General features: G+C 61.1%; 18 protein-coding genes and 2 rRNA genes (1 of these 20 only partly in view). 13 read left to right on the plus strand and 7 right to left on the minus strand.

What is annotated here, in order from left to right:
• The 6 genes from DKB71_RS03955 to DKB71_RS03980 form a co-directional block, all read left to right on the plus strand.
• A 23S ribosomal RNA gene (locus DKB71_RS03955) occupies positions 1-261 on the plus strand; it begins 2,633 nt to the left of the window's first position.
• A gap of 155 nt (positions 262-416) precedes the next feature.
• Positions 417-532, plus strand: a 5S ribosomal RNA gene (rrf, locus tag DKB71_RS03960).
• A gap of 151 nt (positions 533-683) precedes the next feature.
• Positions 684-4,136, plus strand: coding sequence for an exodeoxyribonuclease V subunit gamma (gene recC / locus DKB71_RS03965; RefSeq protein WP_408599678.1), 3,453 nt, complete (start codon positions 684-686; stop codon positions 4,134-4,136).
• A complete protein-coding gene (recB, locus tag DKB71_RS03970) occupies positions 4,133-7,825 on the plus strand; it encodes an exodeoxyribonuclease V subunit beta (protein WP_408599679.1) in 3,693 nt (1,230 codons plus the stop codon). Before recC ends, recB begins: the two co-directional genes overlap by 4 nt.
• Positions 7,822-9,921, plus strand: a complete 2,100-nt coding sequence (gene recD / locus DKB71_RS03975) for an exodeoxyribonuclease V subunit alpha (RefSeq protein ID WP_408599680.1) — start codon at positions 7,822-7,824, stop codon at positions 9,919-9,921. The genes recB and recD overlap by 4 nt, the downstream gene beginning before the upstream one ends.
• Before the next feature lie 224 nt (positions 9,922-10,145).
• On the plus strand, positions 10,146-11,156 hold the full coding sequence (locus DKB71_RS03980) for an acyltransferase family protein (RefSeq protein WP_408599681.1): 1,011 nt from the start codon (positions 10,146-10,148) through the stop codon (positions 11,154-11,156).
• A gap of 31 nt (positions 11,157-11,187) precedes the next feature.
• Here the strand turns inward: DKB71_RS03980 and DKB71_RS03985 are convergent, their stop codons facing one another.
• Entirely contained in the window at positions 11,188-12,135 is a 948-nt protein-coding gene (locus tag DKB71_RS03985; RefSeq protein ID WP_408599682.1) for a LysR family transcriptional regulator, read from the minus strand.
• Positions 12,136-12,285: 150 nt separating this feature from the next.
• Here DKB71_RS03985 and DKB71_RS03990 point away from each other — a divergent pair, with 150 nt between their 5' ends.
• Entirely contained in the window at positions 12,286-13,812 is a 1,527-nt protein-coding gene (locus tag DKB71_RS03990; protein WP_274074130.1) for a CoA-acylating methylmalonate-semialdehyde dehydrogenase, read from the plus strand.
• 10 nt (positions 13,813-13,822) lie between these two features.
• On the plus strand, positions 13,823-14,710 hold the full coding sequence (mmsB, locus tag DKB71_RS03995) for a 3-hydroxyisobutyrate dehydrogenase (RefSeq protein ID WP_408599683.1): 888 nt from the start codon (positions 13,823-13,825) through the stop codon (positions 14,708-14,710).
• Positions 14,711-14,883: 173 nt separating this feature from the next.
• On the opposite strand, the gene DKB71_RS04000 is transcribed toward mmsB, so the two are convergent.
• Positions 14,884-15,228, minus strand: coding sequence for a cupin domain-containing protein (locus DKB71_RS04000; RefSeq protein ID WP_274074128.1), 345 nt, complete (start codon positions 15,226-15,228; stop codon positions 14,884-14,886).
• A 264-nt stretch (positions 15,229-15,492) separates the two neighbouring features.
• Here DKB71_RS04000 and kynB point away from each other — a divergent pair, with 264 nt between their 5' ends.
• Both kynB and kynA read left to right on the plus strand, forming a co-directional pair.
• Complete coding sequence (gene kynB / locus DKB71_RS04005) at positions 15,493-16,158, plus strand: arylformamidase (RefSeq protein ID WP_408599684.1); 666 nt, start codon at positions 15,493-15,495, stop codon at positions 16,156-16,158.
• Complete coding sequence (kynA, locus tag DKB71_RS04010; RefSeq protein ID WP_274074126.1) at positions 16,155-17,009, plus strand: tryptophan 2,3-dioxygenase; 855 nt, start codon at positions 16,155-16,157, stop codon at positions 17,007-17,009. Before kynB ends, kynA begins: the two co-directional genes overlap by 4 nt.
• 63 nt (positions 17,010-17,072) lie before the next feature.
• Here kynA and DKB71_RS04015 read toward each other — a convergent pair whose 3' ends face one another.
• Genes DKB71_RS04015 through antA form a run of 4 tightly spaced genes read right to left on the minus strand, consistent with a single transcriptional unit; the run spans position 17,073 to position 21,440 of the window.
• Positions 17,073-18,476, minus strand: a complete 1,404-nt coding sequence (locus DKB71_RS04015) for an amino acid permease (RefSeq protein WP_323628902.1) — start codon at positions 18,474-18,476, stop codon at positions 17,073-17,075.
• Between the two features lie 43 nt (positions 18,477-18,519).
• Positions 18,520-19,539, minus strand: coding sequence for an anthranilate 1,2-dioxygenase electron transfer component AntC (gene antC / locus DKB71_RS04020; RefSeq protein WP_408599685.1), 1,020 nt, complete (start codon positions 19,537-19,539; stop codon positions 18,520-18,522).
• 18 nt (positions 19,540-19,557) lie between these two features.
• On the minus strand, positions 19,558-20,049 hold the full coding sequence (gene antB, locus DKB71_RS04025; RefSeq protein WP_408599686.1) for an anthranilate 1,2-dioxygenase small subunit: 492 nt from the start codon (positions 20,047-20,049) through the stop codon (positions 19,558-19,560).
• Positions 20,049-21,440: an anthranilate 1,2-dioxygenase large subunit gene (gene antA / locus DKB71_RS04030; protein ID WP_408599687.1), complete on the minus strand. Its 1,392-nt coding sequence runs from the start codon at positions 21,438-21,440 to the stop codon at positions 20,049-20,051. Before antA ends, antB begins: the two co-directional genes overlap by 1 nt.
• A gap of 377 nt (positions 21,441-21,817) precedes the next feature.
• Between antA and DKB71_RS04035 the strand changes: the two genes are divergently transcribed.
• Positions 21,818-22,831, plus strand: a complete 1,014-nt coding sequence (locus DKB71_RS04035) for a helix-turn-helix domain-containing protein (RefSeq protein ID WP_408599688.1) — start codon at positions 21,818-21,820, stop codon at positions 22,829-22,831.
• 120 nt (positions 22,832-22,951) lie between these two features.
• Here the strand turns inward: DKB71_RS04035 and DKB71_RS04040 are convergent, their stop codons facing one another.
• On the minus strand, positions 22,952-23,425 hold the full coding sequence (locus tag DKB71_RS04040) for an Lrp/AsnC family transcriptional regulator (RefSeq protein ID WP_408599689.1): 474 nt from the start codon (positions 23,423-23,425) through the stop codon (positions 22,952-22,954).
• Positions 23,426-23,600: 175 nt separating this feature from the next.
• Between DKB71_RS04040 and kynU the strand changes: the two genes are divergently transcribed.
• Both kynU and DKB71_RS04050 read left to right on the plus strand, forming a co-directional pair.
• The gene (kynU, locus tag DKB71_RS04045) at positions 23,601-24,851 is read left to right on the plus strand and encodes a kynureninase (protein WP_274074120.1); all 1,251 of its coding nucleotides are present in this window, start codon (positions 23,601-23,603) and stop codon (positions 24,849-24,851) included.
• Positions 24,852-24,953: 102 nt separating this feature from the next.
• Positions 24,954-26,267, plus strand: coding sequence for an OprD family porin (locus DKB71_RS04050; protein WP_408599690.1), 1,314 nt, complete (start codon positions 24,954-24,956; stop codon positions 26,265-26,267).
• The last annotated feature ends 38 nt before the right edge of the window (positions 26,268-26,305 follow it).

Genomic DNA, 26,305 nt, shown 5'->3' on the forward strand with positions numbered 1-26,305 from the left:
GGCTGCTCCTAGTACGAGAGGACCGGAGTGGACGAACCTCTGGTGTTCCGGTTGTCACGCCAGTGGCATTGCCGGGTAGCTATGTTCGGAATAGATAACCGCTGAAAGCATCTAAGCGGGAAACTAGCCTCAAGATGAGATCTCACTGGGACCTTGAGTCCCCTGAAGGGCCGTCGAAGACTACGACGTTGATAGGTTGGGTGTGTAAGCGCTGTGAGGCGTTGAGCTAACCAATACTAATTGCCCGTGAGGCTTGACCATATAACACCCAAGCAATTTGACTACTCGAAAGAGCATCAGATTGCGGTGTGTGAAGACGAAAGAACCGAAAGTTCGAGATGCTCACAAAACACCAGCTGTCACATACCCAATTTGCTGAAGCGAGGCCAACCGGCCACGACTCAGTACCCGAATTTCTTGACGACCATAGAGCGTTGGAACCACCTGATCCCATCCCGAACTCAGAAGTGAAACGATGCATCGCCGATGGTAGTGTGGGGTTTCCCCATGTGAGAGTAGGTCATCGTCAAGATTAAATTCCAAAACCCCTATCTGCGTATGCAGGTAGGGGTTTTGTCTTTCTGGCTCCTCCCCCCTGTAGGAGCAAGCTCGCTCCTACAATGAAGCAAGTCGCCTTCAATGCTAAAGTCCTCCCTCGATTTGCGCTTTCCAAGGAAGCCTTTATGCCGGACGCAACGTCCCTCACTGCTGGTTTTATGGTGGTTCATGGCAATCGCCTGGACGAGTTACGCAGCCTGGTAGTGAGCTGGATGCGGCGCTACCCGCTGGCTCCCCTGGAAAATGAAATCGCCCTGGTGCAGAGCAACGGCATTGCCCAGTGGCTGAAGCTGGCACTGGCCGAAGACGCTGAGGATGACGACATGGGCGGCTGCGGGATCGCCGCCGCCATCGACGTGCAATTGCCCGGCAGTTTCATGTGGCAGCTCTATCGGATGGTCCTGGGGCGCGACGACATTCCGGCCAAGTCGCTGCTGGATAAAGCCCCCCTGACCTGGCGCCTGATGCGCCTGCTGCCGCAGGTGATCGATCAGCCGCACTTCGAGCCGCTACAGCGCTTTCTCACCCATGACACCGATTTGCGCAAACGCTATCAATTGGCTGAGCGCCTGGCGGATCTGTTCGACCAGTACCAGGTGTACCGCGCCGATTGGCTCGAAGACTGGGCCGAAGGTCGTCACCAGTTACGCAACGGCAGGGGCGAAGCCAAGCCGCTGACCGCCGCCAATGCCTGGCAGGCGGAGTTGTGGCGTGCACTGTTGCTGGATGTCGGTGCTGCAGGGATGGCGCAAAGCAGGGCCGGCGTGCATCAGCGGTTTATCGAACGCATCAACAGCCTCGACGTGGCTCCTACCGGATTACCGTCACGGGTCATTGTATTCGGCATTTCCTCCCTGCCCGCTCAAGCCCTGGAAGCCCTGGCCGGCCTGGCTAGATTCAGCCAGGTGCTGCTGTGCGTGCACAATCCCTGTCGTCACCATTGGGCAGACATCGTCGCCGACAAGGACCTGTTGCGCCATCAATACAAACGGCAGGCGCGCAAGAGCGGCATGCCCGGCGTGCTCGACCCGCAAACCCTGCATCAACACGCCCATCCGTTACTCGCGGCATGGGGCAAGCAGGGGCGGGACTACATCAACCTGCTCGACAGCTACGACGATCCCAACAGCTATCGTTCGGCGTTTCGTGACGGTCGCATCGACCTGTTCAGTGACAGCCAGCCGCTGCACATGCTCAACCAGTTGCAGGACGACATCCTTGAGTTGCGTCCGCTGGGCGAAACCCGCGAATGCTGGCCGGCCGTGGACTTGAAGAAAGACTCGTCGATCCGCTTCCACATTGCCCACAGCGCTCAACGCGAAGTGGAGATCCTGCACGATCAGTTGCTCGCGCGCTTCAGCGCCGATCCGCTATTGCGGCCCCGGGACGTGATTGTCATGGTCCCGGACATCGATGCCTATGCCCCGCACATTCGCGCGGTGTTCGGCCAGCTGGAGCGCCACGATCCGCGCTTCATACCCTTCACTCTCGCCGACCAGGGCCAGCGCGGCCGTGATCCGTTGCTGATCGCGGTCGAACATCTGCTCAAGCTGCCAGACAGCCGTTTCCCGGTGAGCGAGATTCTCGACCTGCTCGACGTCCCTGCGCTAAGGGAGCGCTTCGGCGTAGAGGAGCGTGACCTGCCAACCCTGCACCGCTGGATCGAAGGGGCAGGCATCCGCTGGGGGATGAATGCCGAGCAGCGTGCCGGCCTGGGCCTGCCTGAGGCACTGGAGCAGAACAGTTGGCGATTTGGCCTGCGGCGGATGTTGCTCGGCTACGCCGTTGGCAGTTCCGGCGCCTGTGGCGGCATCGAACCCTACGACGAGATCGGTGGCCTGGATGCCGCGCTCATCGGCCCACTGGTTGCGCTGCTGGATGCCCTGGAAATCGCCCACCACGAACTCACTCGACCGGCATCGCCGCAGCAATGGAGCCTGCGTTTGCAGGCATTGGTGGCACTGTTCTTCCAGGCCAGCAACGAGCACGACGAGTATTTGCTGACGCAGCTGGAAACCTTGCGCGAAACCTGGCTCGAAAACTGTGAGTCAGTTGGCTTGCACGACGAGCTGACCCTGACCGTCGTCCGTGAAGCCTGGCTCGCCGGTCTCGATCAGGGGCGCCTGTCCCAGCGCTTTCTGGCCGGTGCGGTCAACTTCTGCACCTTGATGCCCATGCGCGCGATCCCGTTCAAGCTGGTGTGCCTGCTAGGCATGAACGATGGCGACTACCCGCGGGCACAGCCGCCGCTGGATTTCGACCTTATGGGCAGCGACTACCGCCCCGGCGATCGCTCGCGACGTGAGGATGACCGCTATTTGCTGCTGGAAGCATTGCTGTCGGCGCGCGAGCAGCTCTATGTCAGTTGGGTCGGTCGCAGCATCCGCGATAACAGCGAGCGCCCGGCATCGGTGCTCATCGGCCAGCTTCGGGACCATCTGGCCAGCGGTTGGCGATTGGTCGATGCCGAGGAGGACCTACTCGAAGCCCTGACCCAGGAGCACCCGCTGCAACCCTTCAGCGCCCGTTACTTCCACCAGGGGGATGCCTTGTTCAGCTATGCCAGCGAGTGGCAGGTGCTCCATCAAGCCAGCGGGCAGGCGCCTGTCAGCGAGCTACTGGATGCCCACGTCCAGGAGGAACCGCTGAGTCTGGGACAACTACAGGATTTCCTGCGCAACCCGGTGCGTCATTTCTTCAGTCAGCGCCTGAAGGTGTTCTTCGAGGCGGCCGAAGTGCCTTTGGCCGATGAAGAGCCCTTTGTCCTCGATGCCTTGCAACGCTATAGCCTGAGCGACAGTTTGCTCGGCGCCGCACTGGCAGACCTGGATAACTGCGAACGGGTGCTGGAGGCGCAGGCCAGTCGCCTGCAAAACAGCGGGCTGTTGCCAATGGCGGGGTTTGGCGAATGCCTGCAACGGGAGTTGATCGAACCCTTGCCGGATTTGCTCGCGCGTTATCAACAGCTTCTGGCCTTATGGCCAACGCCCCTGACCAGCGCCCTGCCAGTCAATTTGCAAGTGGATGGCCTGCGCATCGAGGGTTGGCTCAGTGGCCTGCATCAACGCGCCGACGGCGGCTTGCTGTCGGTCACGACGATCCCCAACAGCATCGGTTCGATCAAGTCGCGCAAATGGCATCGGCTGACGCGGCCGTGGGTCAACCACCTGGTGGCGTGCGCCAGCGGCATGGCGATGACCACGGCCCTGGTGGCCAGTGACGACAGCCTGATACTCGAGCCGATTGCCCGGGAGCGTGCTTTGCGAACCCTGGGCGATCTGTTGCAGGCCTGGCAAGCGGGCATGCGCCAACCCCTGCCGATCGCGGTCAAGACCGCCTTTGCCTGGCTCGGCCAGACCGACCCGCTCAAAGCCCAGGCCGCCGCGCGCAAGGCCTACGAAGGTGATGGCTTGACCACCGACGGCGAGCGCCGCGAAAGCGTGGCGCTCGCGCGTCAGTTCGCCGATTACGACGCCCTGGTCGCCGACGAGACGTTCGCCGATTGGTGTGACGCCCTGTATCGACCGCTGCTTGAGGCCCCTTGGCGTTCAGTGTCCAGCGAGGAGCCCCGCCCATGACCACCCAGACCCCCTTGGCCCTGGCGTTCCCGCTGCGTGGCAGTCAACTGATCGAGGCCAGTGCCGGGACCGGCAAGACCTTCACCATTTCCGCGTTGTACCTGCGCCTGGTCCTTGGCCACGGTGGCGAGCCTTGTGGTTTCGGCCGTGAACTGCTGCCGCCGCAAATCCTCGTGGTGACCTTTACCGATGCCGCCACCAAAGAGCTGCGCGAACGCATTCGCACGCGCCTGGCCGAAGCCGCGCGGTTTTTCCGCGAGGAAACGCCGGCCCCGGACGCGCTGATCAACCAGCTGCGCGAAGAGTACGCACCCGATCAGTGGCCCGGCTGCGCCAATCGCCTGGACATCGCCGCGCAATGGATGGATGAGGCGGCGGTGTCGACCATCCACAGTTGGTGCCAGCGCATGTTGCGCGAGCACGCCTTCGACAGTGGCAGCCTGTTTACCCAGACCCTGGAAACCGATCACAGCGATCTGCTCGGTGAAGTGCTGCGCGATTACTGGCGGCTGTTCTGTTATCCGATGCAGGGCGATGCGTTGAACTGGGTGCGCGGCAATTGGGGCGGACCGGCGGCCTTGTTGCCGCGGATCCGCGGGCTGTTCGCCAGCGCGCGTGACACTCTCGCCGGTGTTGAGCCGGCGCAACTGATCAACGAATGTTTGCAGGAGCGCCGGGCCGCCCTGCTTGAGCTCAAGATGCCATGGCGCCAATGGGCCGACGAGCTGCTGGCCCTGTGTCACGAAGGTGTCGCCAGCAAGAGTGTCGACGGGCGCAAGATGCAGGCGCGGTATTTCGAGCCCTGGTTCGAGAAAATCAAAGCCTGGGCCGAAGACGAGGCCCTCGAGCAACTGGACATCGGTACCGGCTTCAGCCGCCTGACCCCCGACGGCATGGCGGAAGCCTGGAAGAAGGGCCCTGCGCCGGACCATCCAGGCCTGGACGCCATGCCCGGGCTAAAGGCCTGCCTCGATGGTTTGCCGACACCCGATGCCGCTGTGCTGCAACACTCTGCCCACTGGGTAGGCGCGCGCTTCGAAGAGGAAAAGCGCCGCCGTGCTGAAATGGGTTTCGACGACATGTTGCTGCGCCTGGACGCGGCGCTGCAAAGCGAGGGCGGCGAGCGCCTGGCGACCTTGATCCGCGAGCAGTTCCCGGTGGCGTTGATCGACGAATTCCAGGACACCGACCCGGTGCAGTACCGGATCTTCGAGAGCATCTACCGCATTGAAGACAACAGCCCCGACAGCGGACTGTTCCTGATCGGCGACCCGAAGCAGGCGATCTACGCCTTCCGCGGCGCCGACATCTACACCTACCTGCGCGCCCGCCAGGCCACCACGGGCCGCCTGCATACCCTGGGCACCAACTTCCGTTCGAGCCATGGCATGGTCAGTGCCGTGAACCATGTATTCGACTGTGCCGAGTCTCGCGAGTCGGGGCGTGGGGCCTTTCTGTTCCGGGAAAAAAATGGCGACAACCCGGTGCCGTTCCTGCCCGTCGAGTCCCAGGGGCGCAAGGAAGTTCTGCGCATCAATCAGCAGGCCGTCCCGGCGTTGAACATCTGGCACCTGGCGGCCGAGCAGCCGATGTCCGGCGCGGTCTATCGGCAACAACTGGCCGCCGCCTGTGCCAGTGAAATCACCGCCTTGCTCAATGGCGGGCAACAAGGCCTGGCGGGGTTCGTGCGTGACGACCAGGTGCTCAAAGGCCTGATGCCGGCGGACATTGCCATCCTCGTGCGTGACGGCAAGGAGGCCCAGGCGGTGCGTGCCGAGCTCTCTGCCCGCGGCGTGCGCAGCGTTTATCTGTCGGACAAGGACTCGGTGTTCGCCGCGCAGGAAGCCCACGACGTACTCACCTGGCTCAAGGCCTGCGCCGAGCCGGACGTCGAGCGGCCGCTGCGGGCGGCATTGGCCAGCATCACGCTGAACCTGTCATTGTCCGAACTGGAGCAGTTGAACCAGGACGAACTGGCCTGGGAATCCCGGGTCATGCAGTTCCGCCGTTATCGCGAGCTGTGGCGCAAGCAGGGTGTGTTGCCGATGCTGCGACGCTTGCTGCATGACTTCAAGCTGCCCCAGGCCTTGATGGCCCGCAGCGATGGCGAGCGGGTGCTGACCAACCTGTTGCACCTGTCCGAGTTGCTGCAACAGGCAGCCGCCGAACTGGACGGCGAGCAGGCCTTGATCCGGCATTTGTCCGAGCACCTGGCGTTGTCGGGCCAGGCCGGTGAAGAGCAGATCCTGCGCCTGGAAAGCGATGAGCAACTGGTCAAGGTCGTGACCATCCACAAGTCCAAGGGACTTGAGTACCCGTTGGTATTCCTGCCGTTCATTTGCTCGGCGAAACCGGTGGATGGCAGCCGCCTGCCATTGCATTACCACGACGCCACGGGCAAGGCCCAGGTGACCCTGAGCCCCACGCCCGAACTGATTGCCCAGGCCGATGACGAGCGTCTGGCCGAAGACCTGCGCCTGCTGTACGTGGCCCTGACCCGGGCGCAACACGTCTGCTGGTTGGGCGTGGCGGATCTCAAGCGCGGCAACAACAACAGCTCGGTGCTGCACCTGTCGGCGCTGGGGTATCTGTTGGGCGGCGGTGCCTGCCTGAACGAGTCGGCGGGTTTGCAGGCCTGGTTACGGGACCTGCAACAGGGCTGTCCGGCGATCGGCTACGGCGAAATGCCCGAGGCCACCCTCGAGTCTTACCATCCCCCGCAGAACACCGCGGCGTTGCTGGCGCCGTTGACGGTGCAACGCAAGGCCAGTGAAAACTGGTGGATTGCCTCCTACAGCGCCTTGCGTATTGGCGACAGCCTGAGCATCGGCAGTGATCAGGCGCCGGAAAGTCCGCAGGCACAGAAACTCTTCGACGACGAACGTCTCGACCCACACGCCCCCCGCGAGATGGTGGCTGGCGGTGCCGATATCCATCGATTCCCCCGTGGCCCGAACCCGGGCACCTTTCTCCATGGCTTGCTCGAATGGGCCGGTGGCGAAGGGTTTGCCGCCACCCCGCAGGCGGTGGAGGATGCGATTGGCCGTCGCTGCAATCGCCGAGGCTGGGAAGGCTGGATCACCACGCTGAGTGAATGGTTGCAGCACCTGCTCAAGTCGCCGTTGCCTGTGGCTAGCGACCAGGCACCGGTGATTTTCGCGCAGTTGACCCAGTACCAGGTCGAGATGGAATTCTGGTTCGCCAGCCACAAGGTCGATGTGCTCAAGCTCGATGCCCTGGTCTGCCAATACACCCACAACGGTGTGCCGCGGGTGGCCGCGGAACCTGTCTTGCTCAATGGCATGTTCAAGGGCTTCATCGACCTGACGTTCGAGCATGATGGCCGCTACTACGTCGCCGACTACAAATCCAACTGGCTCGGAGTTGACGACGCGGCCTATACCGAACAGGCCATGGAGCAGTCGATCCTCGACAACCGCTACGACCTGCAATACGTGCTGTACCTGCTGGCCCTGCATCGCCAGCTCAAGGCGCGGCTGGCCGATTACGACTACGACCGGCATGTCGGTGGTGCGCTGTACCTGTTCCTGCGGGGCACGCGTGCGCCGAGCCAGGGCGTGTATTTCGCCCGTCCGCCCCGGGCGCTGATCGAGCAACTGGACCGCCTGTTCCAGGGCAAACCGCAGCCCAGGGTCGAACCGGCCTGGGAACAGGGAGTACTGCTATGAACCGTACCTTCGCCGATGTGCTGGCGACGCCGCTGACTGCCGAGAGCCTGGCGCAACTCAGCCCGTTGAGTCGTGCCGAAGACCTGTTGCTGCTGCTCTCGCGCTGGGTCGAGCGTGGCTGGTTGCGCGCACTGGACAAGGCCTTCGTCGGCTTTCTTCACGAGCTGGCACCGGCCGATGACCCGCTGGTGCTGCTGGCGGCGGCATTGACCAGTCACCAGTTGGGCCACGGGCATGTCTGCCTGGACCTGTTCGAGACGCTCAAGGAGCCGGACTTCGCCCTGTCGCTGCCTCCGGAAGGCGACCTGCAAGGTGGCGCGATGTTGCTGCCTTCGCAGCTGCTGGAAACCCTGGATGGCGCCCATTGGTGCAAGGTGCTGGCATCCAGCAGCCTGGTTGCCCTGGCCGCGGACGAGCGCGAGAACGTGCAGCAGCGGCCCCTGGTGTTGGCCGGCAAGCGCCTGTACCTGCGGCGCTACTGGGCCTACGAGCGACGCATCGACGATGCGTTGCGTGAGCGCCTGGCTGCGCAGGAAGACGCACCGCAGGATCTGTTGCAACGCCTGACCGGTCTGTTTGGCCCGGCCAGGCCCGGTGAGGTCATCGACTGGCAGAAACTGGCCTGCGCCCTCGCCACTCGCAGCGCGTTCAGTATCGTCACCGGCGGTCCGGGCACCGGCAAGACCACTACCGTGGTGCGCTTGCTCGCGCTGCTCCAGGCGCCGGCGGTAGAGGCGGGCAAACCGCTGCGCATTCGCCTTGCCGCGCCTACCGGCAAGGCCGCGGCACGGCTGACCGAATCCATCAGTGCGCAAGTGCGGACGCTGAAAGTCACGGAAGCCATCCGCGAAAAAATTCCCTCCGATGTCACCACCGTGCACCGCCTGCTCGGCAGTCGCCCGGGGACCCGACATTTCCGTCACCACGCCGGCAATCACTTGCCGCTGGATGTGTTGGTGGTGGACGAAGCGTCGATGATCGACCTGGAAATGATGGCCAACCTGCTCGATGCGCTGCCGGCCCATGCCCGCCTGGTGCTGCTGGGTGACAAGGACCAGTTGGCGTCGGTGGAGGCCGGTGCCGTGCTGGGCGATCTGTGTCGCGACGCCGAGGCGGGTTGGTACAGCCCGCAGACTCGCCAATGGTTGCAGGCCGTCAGTGGCGAGAGCCTCGAAGCGAGTGGGTTGCAGGAAGACACCCAGGGTTCCCATCCGCTCGCCCAGCAAGTGGTGATGTTGCGCCACTCGCGGCGCTTCGGCGAAGGCAGCGGCATTGGCCAACTAGCCCGTTGGGTCAACCAGCAACAGCCCGCGCAAGCCCGTAAATTGCTGGCGGCGCGCAGCCATGACGATGTGTTCTGCCTGTCCCTCAAGAATGAACAGGATCGGGCACTGGAGCGCCTGTTGCTCGAAGGTCATGGCGAAGGGCCGCAAGGATACCGGTATTACTTGAGCCTGCTGCGCAATCAGCGCCCACCGCTGGATTGCCCACTGGAAGACCCGCGCTGGACCGATTGGGCTCGGCAGGTCCTGCAGGCGTTCGACGCGTTCCAGTTGTTATGCGCCGTGCGCAAAGGGCCGTGGGGCGTGGAAGGCCTGAACCAGCGGGTGACCGACGCCTTGCTCAAGGCGCGGCTGATCGACAGCGACCAGCAGTGGTACGAAGGCCGGCCGGTGCTGATGACCCGCAACGATTACGGCCTGGGCCTGATGAATGGCGACATCGGCATCGCCCTCAAGCTTCCCGAACGCGAGGGCCCCGAGGCCGGGAAGCTTGTGCTGCGGGTCGCGTTCCCGAGGAACGACGGCCAGGGCGGCGTGCGATTTGTACTGCCCAGTCGTCTCAATGATGTCGAAACCGTGTACGCCATGACCGTGCACAAATCCCAGGGCTCGGAATTCGCCCACACCGCCTTGATCCTGCCCGATGCCCTGAACCCGGTGCTCACCAAGGAGCTGATCTACACCGGCATCACCCGGGCCAAGGACTGGTTCACCTTGATCGAACCTCGGGCCGGCGTCTTCGAAGAAGCGGTGCGACGCCGGGTCAAACGCTTGAGTGGGTTGATGCTGGAGCTCAAGGAGGGGATCGACTGACAGCGCTCGCAGCGCATCTGCCAAAAAGTGGACGATTCACTTCACGCCATGAAAGCACCGTCAAAAAAACAGTGATTTAACCAATTGCTCGCGACAAAATTTTATCATGGTGTGAAGTGTAAAGTGCAAAAGCTGACCTAGACTACAGGCTTGAATGGTCTGGCTTCATGAGATTTTCAGCGCTGCGACTATTGGGTTTTCATATCCAAAGAGCGAATGCCAATATGAGTGATGGTTCCGTAGCACACTCTCGATTAAATGTACTTGATGGATGGCGCGGCATAAGTATATTGCTTGTCCTGGCGTGTCACCTGCTACCACTCGGCCCAAAGATCCTGCAATTGAATTCCGCTGCAGGTGTCATGGGCATGGCTATATTTTTTACCCTGTCGGGTTTCCTGATAACAAGTTTCCTGCTCAAGAACGACAGCGTCATTGATTTCTTGATTCGCAGGTTCTTTCGGATTGTGCCTCTTGCCTGGTTGTACATGGCAATTGTCTTGCCGATCATGAGCAGCCCTCCGGATTACTACCTCGCAAACTTTCTGTTCTATGCCAACTGGCCGCCCATGTGGCTTGGCAATGTAAACGGGCATTTATGGAGTTTGTGCATGGAGGTCCAGTTTTATGTTGCTATCGCTTTGCTGGTCGTCATGATGCGGAAAAAGTGGATGGTGATGATTCCTTTATTCGCCATCGCCGTCACGACCTACCGAGTCATGAACGATGCCCATGTCGTGATCAACACCTATTACCGCATTGATGAAATACTTTCTGGCTGTTTACTTGCCCTGATATACCACAAAAGAGTGGGCAGCACCTTTGTGAAGCTTCCGCAACAAATATGGGTTGTGCAAATAGTGTTGTTCCTCCTGTTTATTGTTTCCAGTCATCCCGACGGCGGCTTCATGAACTACCTGCGCCCCTATATTGCCGCCGCCATGGTGGGGAGCACGTTAGTCAATGGCCAGACACGCATTGTTGCCCAGGTTCTGAATAATCGCGTTCTGTTTTATATCGCCACCATTTCCTACGCGCTCTACGTTGTTCATCCACTGCTGGCACATACCTGGCTGGGTAGCGGAGATACCGTCATAAAATATTTGAAGCGTCCGTTGTTGTTCGCCGCCATTTTCATGACCGCGCATATCTCGACTTTCTATTATGAAAAGTGGTGGATTGCTTTTGGTAAGACATTGTCCAGGAAAGTCGCTGGCCAACCCGTTCCAACTTAAAGGTTGGCGCTACCTGATTCCTTGAAAAATCTCAGTCGGCAAACAGCATTTGCCGACTGTCCCCCATCAACAGCGCCTGGTTCTGCTCGGTTACCGCGCGGATGTAATCCCACAACAGGGTAATCCGCTTGAGCTTGCGCAGATCCTCCCGGCAGTACATCCAGAACTGCCGGGTGATGTTGATCTCCTGCGGCAACACCGCCAGCAACCGTGGGTCCTGGGCGGCGAGGAAGCACGGCAGGATGGCCAGTGATCGCCCTTGCTGCGCCGCCACGAACTGCGCGATCACGCTGGTGCTGCGCAGATTGGCGCTGGCGCCGGGGAGCACGTTGGCCAGGTACAGCAGCTCGGAGCTGAACGCCAGGTCGTCGACATAACTGATGAACGAATGTTTGCCCAGGTCGGCCGGGCGGCGGATGGTCGGGTGTTTGTCGAGGTATTCCTGGGTCGCGTACAGCTGCAGGCGGTAGTCGGTCAGTTTGCAGCATACGTAAGGCCCGTGTTCCGGGCGTTCCAGGGCGATGACGATGTCGGCCTCGCGCTTGGACAGGCTGATGAAGTGCGGCAGCGGCAGGATATCCACCGAGATCGCCGGGTAGGCGTCGACGAAATGGCTCAGTTGCGGGGTAATGAAAAAGCTGCCGAACCCTTCGGTGCAGCCCATTCGCACATGGCCGGACAACGCCACCCCGGAGCCCGAAACCTGCTCGCAGGCCATGTGCAGCGTGCTTTCGATCGACTCGGCGTACCCCAGCAGGCGCTGGCCTTCGGCGGTCAGGACAAAACCGCTGGTCCGGGATTTCTCGAACAGCAAGGTGCCCAGCGAAGCTTCCAGTGAACTGATGCGCCGCGACACGGTGGTGTAGTCGACGGCCAGGCGCTTGGCCGCGGTGCTGGCCTTGCGGGTGCGGGCGACTTCGAGGAAAAACTTGAGGTCATCCCAGTTCAGCGAGCCTAGAGAGGTGATGTTTTTTTGCATGTTGGACCGGCTTTTATGTGCGTTCTTATTAGAAGTTTGCACATCTATACTCCAAAAACAGTCCGATCACCAATTTGCGGCACACGCCTCATCGCATGGCGACTTTTTCGCCCTGGCTCCCAAGATAAAAACAAGCATCCGGAGACCCACATGAACGCTTCGCTCACGCCCAACGAAACCACCGTACAAAAGGTCAAGCTGTTGATCGACGGCGAATGGGTCGAATCCCAGACCACCGAATGGCACGACATCATCAACCCGGCCACCCAACAGGTGCTGGCCAAGGTGCCGTTTGCCACCGCTCAAGAAGTCGACGCGGCCATCAGTGCAGCCCATCGCGCCTTCCAGACCTGGAAGCTGACGCCGATCGGCGCGCGGATGCGCATCATGCTCAAGCTCCAGGCCTTGATCCGTGAACACTCCAAGCGCATCGCCGTGGTCCTGAGCGCCGAGCAGGGCAAAACCATTGCCGACGCTGAGGGCGACATTTTCCGTGGCCTGGAAGTGGTCGAACACGCCTGCTCCATCGGCAGCCTGCAAATGGGCGAATTCGCTGAAAACGTCGCAGGCGGTGTCGATACCTACACCCTGCGCCAGCCGATCGGCGTGTGCGCCGGCATTACCCCGTTCAACTTCCCGGCGATGATTCCGCTGTGGATGTTCCCGATGGCCATCGCCTGCGGCAACACCTTCGTGCTCAAACCGTCCGAGCAGGACCCGATGTCGACCATGCTGCTGGTGGAGCTGGCCATCGAGGCCGGCGTTCCGGCCGGCGTGCTCAACGTCGTGCACGGTGGCAAGGACGTGGTGGATGCGCTCTGCACCCACAAGGACATCAAGGCCGTTTCCTTCGTCGGTTCGACGGCGGTCGGCACCCACGTCTACGACCTGGCCGGCAAGCACGGCAAACGCGTGCAATCGATGATGGGCGCGAAGAACCACGCCGTGGTGCTGCCCGATGCCAATCGCGAACAGGCGCTGAATGCGCTGGTGGGCGCCGGTTTTGGCGCAGCCGGTCAACGCTGCATGGCCACCTCGGTGGTCGTGCTGGTGGGCGCGGCCAAGCAATGGCTGCCTGACCTGAAGGCGCTGGCGCAGAAACTGACGGTGAATGCCGGCAGCGAGCCGGGCACCGACGTCGGCCCGGTGATCTCCAAAAAAGCCAAACAGCGAATTCTTGATCTGATCGAAAGCGGCATCAAGGAAGGCGCGAAACTCGAGCTCGATGGTCGCGAAATCACGGTTCCCGGTTACGAGAAGGGCAACTTTGTCGGCCCGACCCTGTTCTCCGGCGTGACCACCGACATGCAGATCTACACCCAGGAAATCTTCGGCCCGGTGCTGGTGGTACTGGAAGTGAATACCCTCGACGAGGCCATCGCCCTGGTCAACGCCAACCCGTTCGGCAACGGCACCGGCCTGTTCACCCAATCCGGTGCGGCGGCGCGCAAGTTCCAGAACGAAATCGACGTCGGCCAGGTCGGCATCAACATCCCGATCCCGGTGCCAGTGCCGTTCTTCAGCTTCACCGGTTCCCGTGGTTCCAAGCTCGGCGACCTCGGCCCGTATGGCAAGCAAGTGGTGCAGTTCTACACTCAGACCAAGACCGTCACCAGCCGCTGGTTCGATGACGACAGCGTCAACGACGGTGTGAACACCACCATCAACTTGCGTTAAGGAGCCGGACATGAACATCGCTTTTATCGGTCTCGGCAACATGGGCGCGCCGATGGCGCGCAACCTGATCAAGGCCGGCCATGCACTGCGCCTGGTCGACCTGAACAAAACCGTGCTGGCGGAGCTTGAGCAACTGGGCGGCAGCATCAGCGCTTCGGCACGTGAGGCGGCAGAAGGCGCGGAACTGGTGATCACCATGCTGCCGGCTGCTGTGCATGTGCGCAGCGTCTGGCTAGGCGAAGACGGCGTGCTCGCCGGTATCGGCAAGGGCGTGCCTGCCGTGGATTGCAGCACCATCGATCCGCAGACCGCCCGTGACGTGGCCGCCGCTGCTGCGAAGCAGGGCGTGACCATGGCCGATGCGCCGGTTTCCGGTGGTACCGGTGGCGCCGCGGCAGGGACCTTGACCTTCATGGTCGGCGCGACCCCTGAACTGTTCGCGACCCTGCAACCGGTGCTCGCGCAGATGGGCCGTAACATCGTCCATTGCGGCGAAGTCGGCACCGGGCAGATCGCCAAGATCTGCAACAACCTGCTGCTGGGCATTTCCATGGTCGGCGTCAGCGAAGCCATGGCGTTGGGTGATGCGTTGGGTATCGACACCAAGGTGCTGGCGGGCATCATCAACAGCTCCACCGGGCGTTGCTGGAGTTCGGAGATGTACAACCCGTGGCCGGGCATCGTCGAAACGGCCCCGGCCTCGCGCGGCTATACCGGGGGCTTTGGCGCCGAGCTGATGCTCAAGGACCTGGGGCTGGCCACTGAAGCAGCGCGTTCGGCGCACCAGCCGGTGGTAATGGGCGCGGTGGCGCAACAGTTGTATCAGGCGATGAGTTTGCGTGGGGAAGGCGGCAGTGACTTCTCGGCGATCATCAACAGCTATCGCAAGCCGCAATAATCATGCTGAAAACCTGTGGGAGCGAGCTTGCTCGCGATGGTCGTCAACGATAACGCTGGAAGCCTGGCTCCCCGCGGTGCTCTCAGGTTTTTCGCGAGCAAGCTCGCTCCTACAGAGAAGCGCATCGACATTTACCGGGAAATCACATTGCGTGATCTCCCGGTTTTTTTGCATCAGGCAAACACGAAATACTTGCGCACGGTTTCCACCACTTCCCAGGTGCCTTTCATCCCCGGCTCAACGACAAAAATGTCACCGGCGCGCAGGTGGATCGGCTCTTTTCCCTCAGGGGTGATGATGCAGTAGCCCTCGCGGAAATCGCAGTATTCCCACTTCACGTATTCCACGTACCACTTGCCCGGCGTGCAGATCCAGGTGCCCATGATCTTGCTGCCGTCTTCGCTGGTGTAGGCGTTGAGGTTGACGGTGTGCGGGTCGCCTTCGAGTTTTTCCCATTTGCAGGCATCGAGTACGGGCAGCGGGTGGGTGTCGCGAAGAACGGTGATCGGTGCGGTCATGATGACTCCGGCGTTGGGGAGAACTGAAGTCGCACCCTATAGGGCCTGCCCGGGCGCCAGTTGTCTGTGCTCGACATCGAGGTATCCAGAAACGCAGCGGCTCGACGCCTGCCAGCGACTGTGGCGCCATTGAAATTTCCACGCCATAAACCGCCGATATCTGGCAGTTTGTGCGAAAGCCCCAGGCGTTTTCGAAGTTTTTTGCAAGAACATGCACAGGTATCGCTCGTATCATTCACTTCGGAAAAGGCCGAGAGCTGTGTTATGAAAAAAACAATGTCGTGGTGGGACATCAGCCCGCCCTTGAGTACCGCAACACCGACCTGGCCGGGCGATACGCCGTTTCAGGAAGAACGCGTCTGGACCCTGGGGCCTGAATGCCCGGTGAATGTCGGGCGTATCACGCTGTCGCCGCACACTGGCGCCCATGTCGACGCGCCGCTGCACTACAGCAAGGACGGCGCGGCCATTGGCGATGTGCCTCTCGACGTCTATATCGGGCCTTGCCGGGTACTGCATTGCCTGGATAGCGACGCGCTGGTGCAACCTGGGCAACTGCATGGTCGCTTGGCGAACCTGCCCGAACGCGTGCTGCTACGAACTTATCAACAGGCGCCGCAGACCACCTGGGACCCCGAATTCACCGCGGTCGGCAAAGACACCGTCGACCTGCTCGCCAGTCTCGGCGTGCGCCTGATCGGTATCGACACGCCGTCGCTGGACCCGCAGCAATCCAAGACCATGGACGCGCACAACGCCGTGGCGCGTCACGGCATGGCCATTCTCGAAGGCATCGTGCTCGATGACGTCCCGGAAGGGGACTACGAGTTGATCGCGCTGCCACTGCGATTTGCCAACCTCGACGCCAGCCCGGTCAGGGCGATCTTGCGTCCACTGAATTCATCGCTACATCAGGAGCCTGTTCAATGAGCCAATGTCCGTATTCGCCTGCCAATCAGACAGCGGAGTGGCATAACGCCGAGCTGAATTTTTCCGACTCCATGAGCTACGGCGACTACCTGGACCTGGGGCGTATTCTCAGCGCCCAGCACCCGTTGTCGCCGGACCATAACGAGATGCTGTTCATCATCCAGCACCAGACCTCCGAGCTGTGGATGAAACTGATGCTGCATGAGCTCAAGGCCGCCCGCGAACACGTTCGGCTGGGTGAGCTGGCGCCGGCCTTCAAGATGCTGGCGCGGGTCTCGCGAATCTTTGATCAGCTGGTGCATGCGTGGACGGTACTGGCCACCATGACGCCCACCGAGTACCACTCGATCAGGCCTTTCCTGGGGCAATCGTCGGGCTTCCAGTCGTTCCAGTACCGTGAAATCGAGTTCATCCTGGGTAACAAGAGCGCGACGCTGTTGCGCCCCCACGCCCATCGGCCGGAGCTGTTGCAGGAACTGGAAAAAGCCATCGCCACGCCTTCGCTGTATGACGAAGCCATTCGCTTGATGGCCAACGCCGGGCTGGCGATCGACCCGCAGCGTTTCGAGCGTGACCCGAGCGCCCCGACGCAGCATGACGCCTCGGTTGAAGCGGCCTGGCGTGTGGTCTACAAGGATCCGACGCGTTATTGGGATCTCTATCAACTGGCCGAGAAATTCATCGATCTCGAAGACTCGTTCCGCCAGTGGCGCTTCCGCCATGTCACCACGGTCGAGCGGATCATCGGCTTCCAGCCTGGCACGGGTGGCACTGAAGGAGTGGGTTACCTGCGCAAGATGCTCGATACCGTGCTGTTCCCGGAATTGTGGCGGGTGCGTTCGACCCTTTGACCTGACAGGCATTAAAAAGCCCCGGCATTCAATGAATACCGGGGCTTTTTGTTGCGCGCTGGATTATTGAGCGACTGGCAAGCCGCGATCGCGCGCCACGCGCACCCGGTAGAACAGGTAGATGATCGCCACCCACACCGGGATGGCGATGACCGACGCGCGGATGCCCGGAATCATCCACATCACGCAGATGATCATGGCCATGAACGCCAGGCACAGGTAGTTGCTATAGGGAAACCAGAACGACTTGAAGCCGGGCACTATGCCTTGCTGGCCCATGATCTTGCGAAATTTCAGGTGGGTCAGGCTGATCAGCGTCCAGTTGATCATCAACGAGGCGACCACCAGGGCGAACAGCAACTCCAGCGCTTCATGGGGCGCCAGGTAGTTGACCAGCACCGACAGCATCGTGATCAGTGCCGAGATGCCCAGCGCCCGCAGAGGCACGCCCTGTTTGTTCAGTTTCATCAGTGATTTGGGTGCGTCGCCCTGTTCGGCCAGGCCGTAGAGCATGCGGCTGTTGCAGTAGACGCCGCTGTTGTAGACCGAGAGCGCCGCGGTGAGCACCACGAAGTTGAGGATATGCGCGGCGGTGTCGCTGCCGATCAGCGAGAAGATCTGTACGAACGGGCTGCCGCTGTAGGCATCGCCGGACGCGCCGAGGGTCTGCAGCAGTTGATCCCAGGGGTACAGCGACAGCAGCACGGTGAGGGCGCCGACGTAGAAGATCAGCACGCGATAAACCACCTGGTTGATCGCCTTGGGGATCACCTTCCTCGGTTCGCTGGCTTCAGCGGCCGTGATGCCGACCAGTTCCAGGCCACCGAAGGAGAACATGATGAACGCCATCGACATCAGCAAGCCGGTGGTGCCGTTGGGGAAGAAACCGCCGTGGCTCCACAGGTTGCTGACCGACGCCTGCGGGCCGCCAGTGCCGCTGAACAGCATGTAGCAGCCCAGGACGATCATGCCGATGATCGCCACGACCTTGATGATCGCGAACCAGAACTCCATCTCGCCGAAGACTTTGACGTTCATCGTGTTGATCAGGTTGACCAGGACGAAGAACACCGCGGCGCTGACCCAGGTCGGGATCTCCGGCCACCAGAACTGCACGTACTTGCCCACGGCCGTCAGCTCGGCCATGCCCACCAGCACGTACAGCACCCAGTAGTTCCAGCCGGACAGGAAGCCGGCATAACCGCTCCAGTACTTGTGGGCGAAATGACTGAAGGAACCGGCCACCGGCTCCTCGACGATCATCTCGCCCAGCTGGCGCATGATCAGGAAAGCGATGAACCCGGCAATCGCATAACCGAGGATCATCGACGGCCCGGCCGACTTGAGCACACCCGCCGAGCCCAGGAACAGCCCGGTGCCAATCGCCCCACCCAGGGCGATCAATTGAATGTGCCGGTTCTTCAACCCCCGCTTGAGCGAGCCCTGTTGCAAGATTTCATCCGCCATCTCGTTCCCTTCTGGTTATTGTTGTCAGGCCTGATTTGAAAGATCAGATATTACTCTCGGTGAACTTTTCGTAATACAGGTGAACGCTGTCCAGCGCCTGGCTTTGTAACCAGTCCTTGATCGACTCGACCATCGGCGGTGGGCCGCAGACGTACATGTCGACCGGCGCGTCGCGCAATTCACTGAGGTCGAAATGCTCGGCAATGTAGCCGCGCTTGCCCGTCCACTGAGGCGATGGATCACTGACCACTTCGGAGTAGCGAAACCCCGGAAGGCGCTCGGCATAGGCCTCGATCCGTGCGCGTTCACACAGGTCGGCAGCGTCGCGCACGCCGTAGTACAGATGCACCGGCTGCACGCAACCGCGTTCGGCGAGGTCGTCGAGCATACCCAGCAGCGCCGACAGCCCGGTGCCACCCGCCACCAGGATCAGCGGTTTGGCCACCTGCCGCAGATAGAACGCGCCCAGCGGTGCCTCGAGCATGATTTCGTCGCCCACCTGGCAGCGTTCACGGATGTAGTTGCTCATCACCCCGTCGGGCAACAGGCGAATCAAAAATTGCAGTTGATTGTGCTCGCTCGGCCGATTGGCAAACGAGTAGGAACGCTTGCTCTCGGTGCCCGGAATCGACAACCGGGTGTATTGCCCCGGGAGAAAATCCAGCGGGGTGGTCGTACCGAGGTCCAGGTGCAGGATCGCGGTGCTGGCAGAAATCTGCCTGACGTCGGTCACCGTTGCGCTCAGTTGCTCCGGACCCGAGGCGTTGCACAGGGTGGAGGCGAAGTCGAAATAGAACGCCGCGTCGGATTTGACCCGCGTCTGGCAGGTGAGCATCTTGCGCTGTTGCAGGTCCAGGCTCGAGAGCGCTTCCTCGTCCACGTAATCCTGGCTGTAGTCGCCGGACTCACAGCGCCCCTGGCAGGTGCCGCAGACGCCCTCGCGGCAATCCAGGGGAATGTTGATGCCGTTGCGCAGGGCGGCGTCGAGCAGGATTTCGTTGGGTTGTACGGGAAAGAACAGGGTTTTGCCGTCGGCAAAGCTGAACGCTACTTTGTGATTCATGCCTCGGTCTCCAGGGATTCAGAGGTGGTAGAAGTCGAGTACCGAGTTGATGGTGTCGTTGAGCAGCAGCACATGCTTGCGGCTGATCAGCCAGCTGTCGGCGTGGGGCTTGAGCCGGTAGGTGGCGCGGCCATAGAACTGCTCCGACGTGGCCAGGCGATAGAACAGCGTGTGCCAGTTCAGGCGCACCTCCAGCTCACCGCCCTCGAGTTCGTTAATCCGCACGTTGTTGATCAAATGCAGGGTGCGCGGCATCGGCGTCGAGGACGCGGATTTGCCCGTGCGCAGGCGGAACACGCGATCTTCCAGGCCGGAACGGTTGGGGTAGTAGATCAGCGACATTTCGCGCTTGGGGTCGCGGGTGTAGACGTGTTCCGAATCCCATTGCGGCAGGTGGAATTCACTCTGCTCGGCGAACAGCTGGACGTAGGCGTCCCAGTCCTGGGCGTCGCACAGTTCGGATTTGCGGTAGAAGAACTGTTCGATCTGGTACTGCAATTGCGCATTCATCATTGCACCTCACGGAGTTTCAGGGATTTCGCGTCCAGGCCATCGAGCAGGAATTTCTGCCAGTTGCTGTGCTGGTTGACGTAGAGCCCTTCGTGGGTGAATTCGGTGCCGGTCATGGCCGGGGCGATGCCGATCGCCTCGCTGTTGGGCGTGGCGCCGGTGGCCCAGCGATGACTGCCACGGGAAATGTCGCTCCAGCGCTCCAGGCGTGCCTGGAAACCGCGCTGGGCTTCACGGAATTCCACCAGGTCGTCCGGCGTGCCGAGGCCCGACACGTTGAAGAAATCCTCGAACTGGCGAATGCGGTTTTCGCGGTCGGCATCCGACTCGTTTTTCACCCCGATGCACTGGCTGATGATCTCGGTCTTGTTCCAGGCCACCGGGCGGATGATGCGCAGTTGCGAGCTGATCTGGTCGAGGAAAAACAGGCTCGGGTAGACGTTCAGGTTACGCAGGCGATGCATCATCCATTCGGCCTTTTCCTGGCCGTGTTCTTCGACCAGGCGCGGCATGATGGTGGCGTAGCCCGAGCGTACTGTCGGGTTCGGCATGTCGCTGAATAACACGCTGTGGCCGTTGTTGAAGGCGAACCAGCCGTCATCGGTATTGGCATCGCCTGCACCGAGCTTGCTGTAGTCCAGGGTGCTGCCGTTGCCGCTGCCGTTCTCGCTATTGACCTGCTGGCGATGCTGCACCGTGGCCACGTAGTTATAGTGCACGGTGCTGACGTGATAACCGTCGAGGCCGTTTTCGTTCTGCAGTTTCCAGTTACCGTCGTAGGTGTAGGCCGACTTGCCGGGCAGCACTTCCAGCTCACCGGTGGGTGACTGGGCGACCATCATGTCGAAGAACACCTTGGCGTCGCCGAGGAAGTCTTCCAGGCTGTTGTCGGCGTGAACATCGAGGCTGATGAACACGAAACCCTTGTAGCTCTCGATGCGCGCCTTTTTCAGGCCACGGGTGGCCTTGTCGAAGCCTTCCGGATACTCGCCAGGCGCCTTGACCTTCACCAGGCGCCCGTCGCTCTTGTAGCACCAGGCATGGAACGGGCAGGTGAAGGTCGACTGGTTACCCTTGCCGACCCGGGTCAGGGTCGTGCCGCGATGCTGGCAGGCGTTGATCAGGGCGTTGAGCTGCCCGTTGCCGTCGCGGGTAATGATCATCGGCTGGCGGCCGGCGCGCATCGTGACGAAATCGTGGTTATTGGCCAGCTCGCTTTCGTGGCAGGCGTAGATCCAGTTCTTCTCGAAGATCAGTTCCATTTCCAGATCGAACAACTGCGGCTCGGTGAAAATATCCCGGGCGATGCGGAACACGCCTTCTGCCGGACGGAAGTCCAGGCAACCCTGGATAAACGCTTTCCACTGCTCGACGTTTTTTTCGCCACTCATGGGTGTGCACCTGTTTTTTATTGGGGCTAATCGGTGTGCGCATTAGAGGGAGCGGGACGGGTAGGGGTCTATCCGGTTTGTCGGCGAAGGCAGTCCGTATAATTTGTGGGGTAACACGCGCGGGGTATCAAGCTGTGCAGCGACTACCCAAACCGCGCGCCAAACGATGAACGGCTGCCCCTGTTTGCAGCAATGAGGTACTGTCTTGCACAACCTCGAGTGCCTGTAGGGGAGCGTTCTCCGGCTGCGTTATCCGCCTAGTCGAGGATTGCTATCCACTAAGTTGGCACTGGGGTTTTGTGGCTTGGAACTTGCCTTCTCCACGCCTGAGACGCGCCGTCAGAGCGCGCTGAAAAATAGCCCGTGGGTGCACCGTGATGAACAGCAAAAACGATCCGCAGTGTCGCGACATTCGTGTCGACAGCGATGATCTCGAGGCCGCGAGAAACTGGATGTCCGGTATTTGCGGGCCACATCGACTCGTGAGCACGACGCCCGAGCGGATCCGCTTCCATCACAGCGCCAACATGTTCAAGTCGATGGCCACGACCCTGGGCACCATCGAATACGGCACCGATGTCACCATCGATATCGAAGACGCCGAGCACTTCAGCAGCTACAGCCTGAGCCTGCCCCTGGTGGGCGAGCAGGAGTTGAGCAAAAACGGCAGCGTGGTGAAGTCCGACCGCGACCAGGGTGTGATCATTTCGCCGAATGAAAACCAGCTGCTGGCGATCTCCGGCGATTGCCGCAAGGTCCAGGTGGTGATCACCCGCGTTGCCATGAGCGAGTCCCTGCAGGGCTTGCTGCAGCGACCGCTGGATGAACCCTTGCGCTTCGAACCGGTGATGGATGCGGTCGACGGCGCGTCGGCTTCGTGGTGGCGCATGGCGCGCTATTTTATCGCCGAGCTGGAACGCAGCAACGAACTCTACGAGCAGGTGGCCTTTACCCGGGACATTGAGAGCTCGCTGATCAAAGGCCTGATCCTCGCCCAGCCGAACAACTACTCGGAAGAGTTGCGCGAGGTGCTGGGCGTGAAGTTGCCGCACTACCTGATCCGGGCGCGGCAATACATTCACGACAATGCTCGCGAGGCCCTGCACCTGGAGGACATCGAGCTCGCCGCCGGGGTTTCGCGCTTCAAGCTGTTCGAGGCATTCAAGAAGTACTTCGCGCTGTCGCCGATGGTCTACCTGAAGAAATACCGGCTGAACGGCGTGCGCCAGGAGATTCTCGAGCACGGCTCGGCGCGCAATATTTCCGCGATCGCCATGGGCTGGGGGTTCACCCACCTGGGGCGTTTTTCCGCCGAGTATCGCAAGCTGTTCGACGAATCCCCGAGCATGACCTTGCAGCGCAACGAAGCCCGGCGCATGCGCGGCTTCTGAGCGAACCCCGTGGGAGCGGGCTTGCTCGCGAATGCGGTGGTCCAGTGAACATTGATGTCATCTGACACTCCCTCTTCGCGAGCAAGCCCGCTCCCACAGGTTTAGCAGTGCGTTGCTCCCTTACTTGCGCACCACCAGGTCCAGCAACGCTTCGCGCTCCTTGATTTTCTGCAGGACGATTTCCGAGCGGATATCGGTGACCCCCGCCGTGCGGTTCAAGTGGTTGACGATGAAATCGGAGAAGTGCTTGAGGTTGCGCGCCTGGACCCGCAGCACATAGTTGCTCGCGCCCGTGATCACGTACGCGGTGACCACTTCCGGCCACGACTGGACCTTCTTGATAAAGGTCTCGTGCCAGTCCTCGACGTCCTGTCGCAACGACACATGGACGATGGCTTCCAGTTCGATCCCCAGCCGCTCGGCATTCAGCACGGCGCGATAACCGCTGATGACTCCCTCGCTTTCCAGCAGGCGCAACCGGCGCAGGCAGGCCGACGGCGACAGGGCGACTTTCTCTGCCAGTTCCTGGTTGCTGATACGGCCATCCAGTTGCAGTTGATGGAGGATTCGCAGGTCTGTCGAGTCGAGATTCATGGCTGGTGTAAATCCGCGTTTATAGGAGTTGTATTCGAATTTTATGCGAAACAACTACCCTATGGCCGCTTACTTTGCACGAAAATTCTGCAAGGCATCGTTCATTATCTCTCCACAGAAAAGGGCCAGACAACGCCCGGAAAAACGCGACGACCTTCAAAGAACAGGACACCCGATGACAACAAGAAACGATTGCCTGACGCTCGATGCCCAGGACACTCTCGCGCCGCTACGCCAGCAGTTTGCGCTACCCGACGGTGTGATTTATCTCGATGGCAATTCCCTGGGCGCACGGCCGGTCGCGGCATTGGCGCGGGCTCAGGAGGTGATTGCCCAGGAGTGGGGCAATGGCCTGATCCGCAGCTGGAACAGTGCCGGTTGGCGCGACCTTTCCGAGCGTCTGGGCAATCGCCTGGCCGGGCTGATCGGCGCCCGAGACGGCGAAGTGGTGGTGACCGATACGACCTCGATCAACCTGTTCAAGGTGCTCAGTGCCGCGCTGCGTGTGCAGGCCACAAGGTCGCCGACGCGACGGGTGATTGTCACCGAAAGCAGTAACTTCCCCACCGACCTGTACATCGCCGAAGGCCTGGCCGACATGCTGCAGCAGGGTTACACCCTGCGCCTGGTCGACAGCCCTGAAGAGCTGCCGCAAGCGATCGACCAGGATACGGCGGTGGTGATGCTCACCCACGTCAACTACAAGACCGGCTACATGCACGACATGCAGGCCCTGACCACGCTGGCCCACGAGTGTGGGGCGCTGGCCATCTGGGACCTGGCGCATTCCGCCGGGGCGGTGCCGGTCGACCTGCATCAGGCGGGCGCCGACTACGCCATCGGCTGCACCTACAAGTACCTCAATGGCGGTCCGGGTTCCCAGGCGTTTGTCTGGGTCAATCCACAGTTGTGCGATCTGGTGGCGCAGCCGCTGTCGGGGTGGTTCGGCCATTCGCGGCAGTTCGCCATGGAATCGCGCTACGAGCCGAGCAGCGGCATCGCCCGCTACCTGTGCGGCACCCAGCCGATCACTTCGTTGGCAATGGTCGAGTGCGGCCTGGACGTGTTCGCCCAGACCGACATGGCCAGCCTGCGCCGCAAATCCCTGGCCCTGACGGACCTGTTCATCGAACTGGTCGAGCAGCGTTGCGCGGCACACGAACTGAAGTTGATCACGCCGCGTGAGCACGCCAAACGTGGCAGTCACGTCAGCTTCGAACACCCTGAAGGTTATGCGGTAATTCAAGCCCTGATCGAGCGGGGCGTCATCGGTGATTACCGCGAGCCGCGCATCATGCGCTTCGGCTTTACCCCGCTGTACACGACCTTCACCGAGGTCTGGGACGCGGTGCAGATCCTCGGCGAAATTCTCGATCAAAAAACCTGGGCACAAGCGCAATTCCAGGTTCGCCACAGCGTCACCTGATACCGCCGATATTCACCCCTGTTGCCGGGTTTCCTGGCAGCAGGGCTTCGGTCGTCCTCGATAAACAGTTCTGTGCAATCACAATAACAAGGAACACGCAGAATGAGACTCTCCCCCTGGCCCACCTTGTCGCTCGCCCTCGGCAGTTGCCTCGGGCAAATGGCCTACGCCGCCGCCGACGACGGATTCGTCGAAGACAGCAGCCTGACCCTGACCAACCGTAACTTCTATTTCTACCGCAACAACCTCAACAACCCAGGCGGGCAGAATTACCGGGATGAATGGGCCCACGGGATCATGCTCGATTACCGCTCCGGCTACACCCAGGGCACGGTGGGGTTCGGCGTCGATGCCTACGCGCAACTCGGCATCAAGCTCGACAGTGGCAAGGGACGCACGGGCACGGGTTTGCTGCCGGTCGATTCCAATGGCCATCCCGAGGATGAGTACTCCGAAGCGGGTGGCGCGGTGAAGGCGCGGATATCCCGCACCGAACTCAAGTACGGCAACCTGACACCGCTCAACCCGGTGTTCGGCACTGGCAATGCGCGACTGTTCACCAGCGTGGCCACCGGCTTTCAACTGACCAGCAATGAGCTCAAGGCCCTGCAACTGGACATCGGTCATTTCACCGCCGGCAACGACAGCAATTCGACCAACGCCGATGGCGCGCTGAAAGCGCTGTACGCTGGCGTGGAAACCCGCAGCGTCGATTATCTGGGCGGCAGCTACGCCCTGAGCGATCAACTGAGCGTCAGCCTGTACGGTTCGCAATTCACCGACATCTGGCGGCAGTACTACGCCAACGGCAACTACACCTTTGCCCTGGGTGAAGGCCAGTCGCTGAACCTGGATTTCAATATTTATCGCACCAACGACGACGGCCAGAGCCTGGCCGGCAGGATCGACAACACCACCTGGTCGCTGGCCAGCGGGTACAAGTTCGGCGCCCATCGATTGACCCTGGCGTATCAACAGGTCAATGGCAATGAGCCGTTCGATTACCTGGGTTTCGACCAGCAGCCGGGGACTTCGATTTTCCTCTCCAACTCGGTGCAGGTGCTCGATTTCAACGCCCCCAACGAACGCTCATGGCAACTGCGTTATGACCTGGACATGGCGCCATTCGGCGTGCCTGGCCTGAGCTTCATGTCGCGTTACGTCAGTGGCGATCATATCGACGACAGCCATTACGACGGTGGCCCCAACGGCGCTTATGGACGCTACGGCGATGACGGCAAGCGCTGGGAGCGCGACATCGAAGCGCGCTACGTCGTGCAGTCGGGCAAGGCCAGGGACCTGTCGCTGCGGGTGCGCCAGGCCAGTGTGCGCTCGACTGCGCAAGTGGCGAGGGCCGATACCACGGACAACAACGAAGTGCGCATCATCATCGAATATCCACTGAGTATTTTCTGATCCCTGTCCTGCTGTGCGTGGCTGATCCCCACCGGTAA

The organism is Pseudomonas sp. PLMAX (assembly GCF_046042685.1).
Taxonomy (GTDB): Bacteria; Pseudomonadota; Gammaproteobacteria; order Pseudomonadales; family Pseudomonadaceae; genus Aquipseudomonas; species Aquipseudomonas putida_AE.

Coding starts and splice junctions, on each gene's coding strand:
- kynA (WP_274074126.1), top strand. CDS start 16,155: ATGAGCCAATGTCCGTATTCGCCTGCCAATCAGACAGCGGAGTGGCAT.
- DKB71_RS04015 (WP_323628902.1), bottom strand. CDS start 18,476: ATGGCGGATGAAATCTTGCAACAGGGCTCGCTCAAGCGGGGGTTGAAG.
- recC (WP_408599678.1), top strand. CDS start 684: ATGCCGGACGCAACGTCCCTCACTGCTGGTTTTATGGTGGTTCATGGC.
- mmsB (WP_408599683.1), top strand. CDS start 13,823: ATGAACATCGCTTTTATCGGTCTCGGCAACATGGGCGCGCCGATGGCG.
- kynB (WP_408599684.1), top strand. CDS start 15,493: ATGAAAAAAACAATGTCGTGGTGGGACATCAGCCCGCCCTTGAGTACC.
- recB (WP_408599679.1), top strand. CDS start 4,133: ATGACCACCCAGACCCCCTTGGCCCTGGCGTTCCCGCTGCGTGGCAGT.
- DKB71_RS04035 (WP_408599688.1), top strand. CDS start 21,818: ATGAACAGCAAAAACGATCCGCAGTGTCGCGACATTCGTGTCGACAGC.
- DKB71_RS04040 (WP_408599689.1), bottom strand. CDS start 23,425: ATGAATCTCGACTCGACAGACCTGCGAATCCTCCATCAACTGCAACTG.
- antB (WP_408599686.1), bottom strand. CDS start 20,049: ATGAATGCGCAATTGCAGTACCAGATCGAACAGTTCTTCTACCGCAAA.
- DKB71_RS03985 (WP_408599682.1), bottom strand. CDS start 12,135: ATGCAAAAAAACATCACCTCTCTAGGCTCGCTGAACTGGGATGACCTC.
- DKB71_RS03980 (WP_408599681.1), top strand. CDS start 10,146: ATGAGTGATGGTTCCGTAGCACACTCTCGATTAAATGTACTTGATGGA.
- antA (WP_408599687.1), bottom strand. CDS start 21,440: ATGAGTGGCGAAAAAAACGTCGAGCAGTGGAAAGCGTTTATCCAGGGT.
- DKB71_RS04050 (WP_408599690.1), top strand. CDS start 24,954: ATGAGACTCTCCCCCTGGCCCACCTTGTCGCTCGCCCTCGGCAGTTGC.
- DKB71_RS04000 (WP_274074128.1), bottom strand. CDS start 15,228: ATGACCGCACCGATCACCGTTCTTCGCGACACCCACCCGCTGCCCGTA.
- kynU (WP_274074120.1), top strand. CDS start 23,601: ATGACAACAAGAAACGATTGCCTGACGCTCGATGCCCAGGACACTCTC.
- antC (WP_408599685.1), bottom strand. CDS start 19,539: ATGAATCACAAAGTAGCGTTCAGCTTTGCCGACGGCAAAACCCTGTTC.
- recD (WP_408599680.1), top strand. CDS start 7,822: ATGAACCGTACCTTCGCCGATGTGCTGGCGACGCCGCTGACTGCCGAG.
- DKB71_RS03990 (WP_274074130.1), top strand. CDS start 12,286: ATGAACGCTTCGCTCACGCCCAACGAAACCACCGTACAAAAGGTCAAG.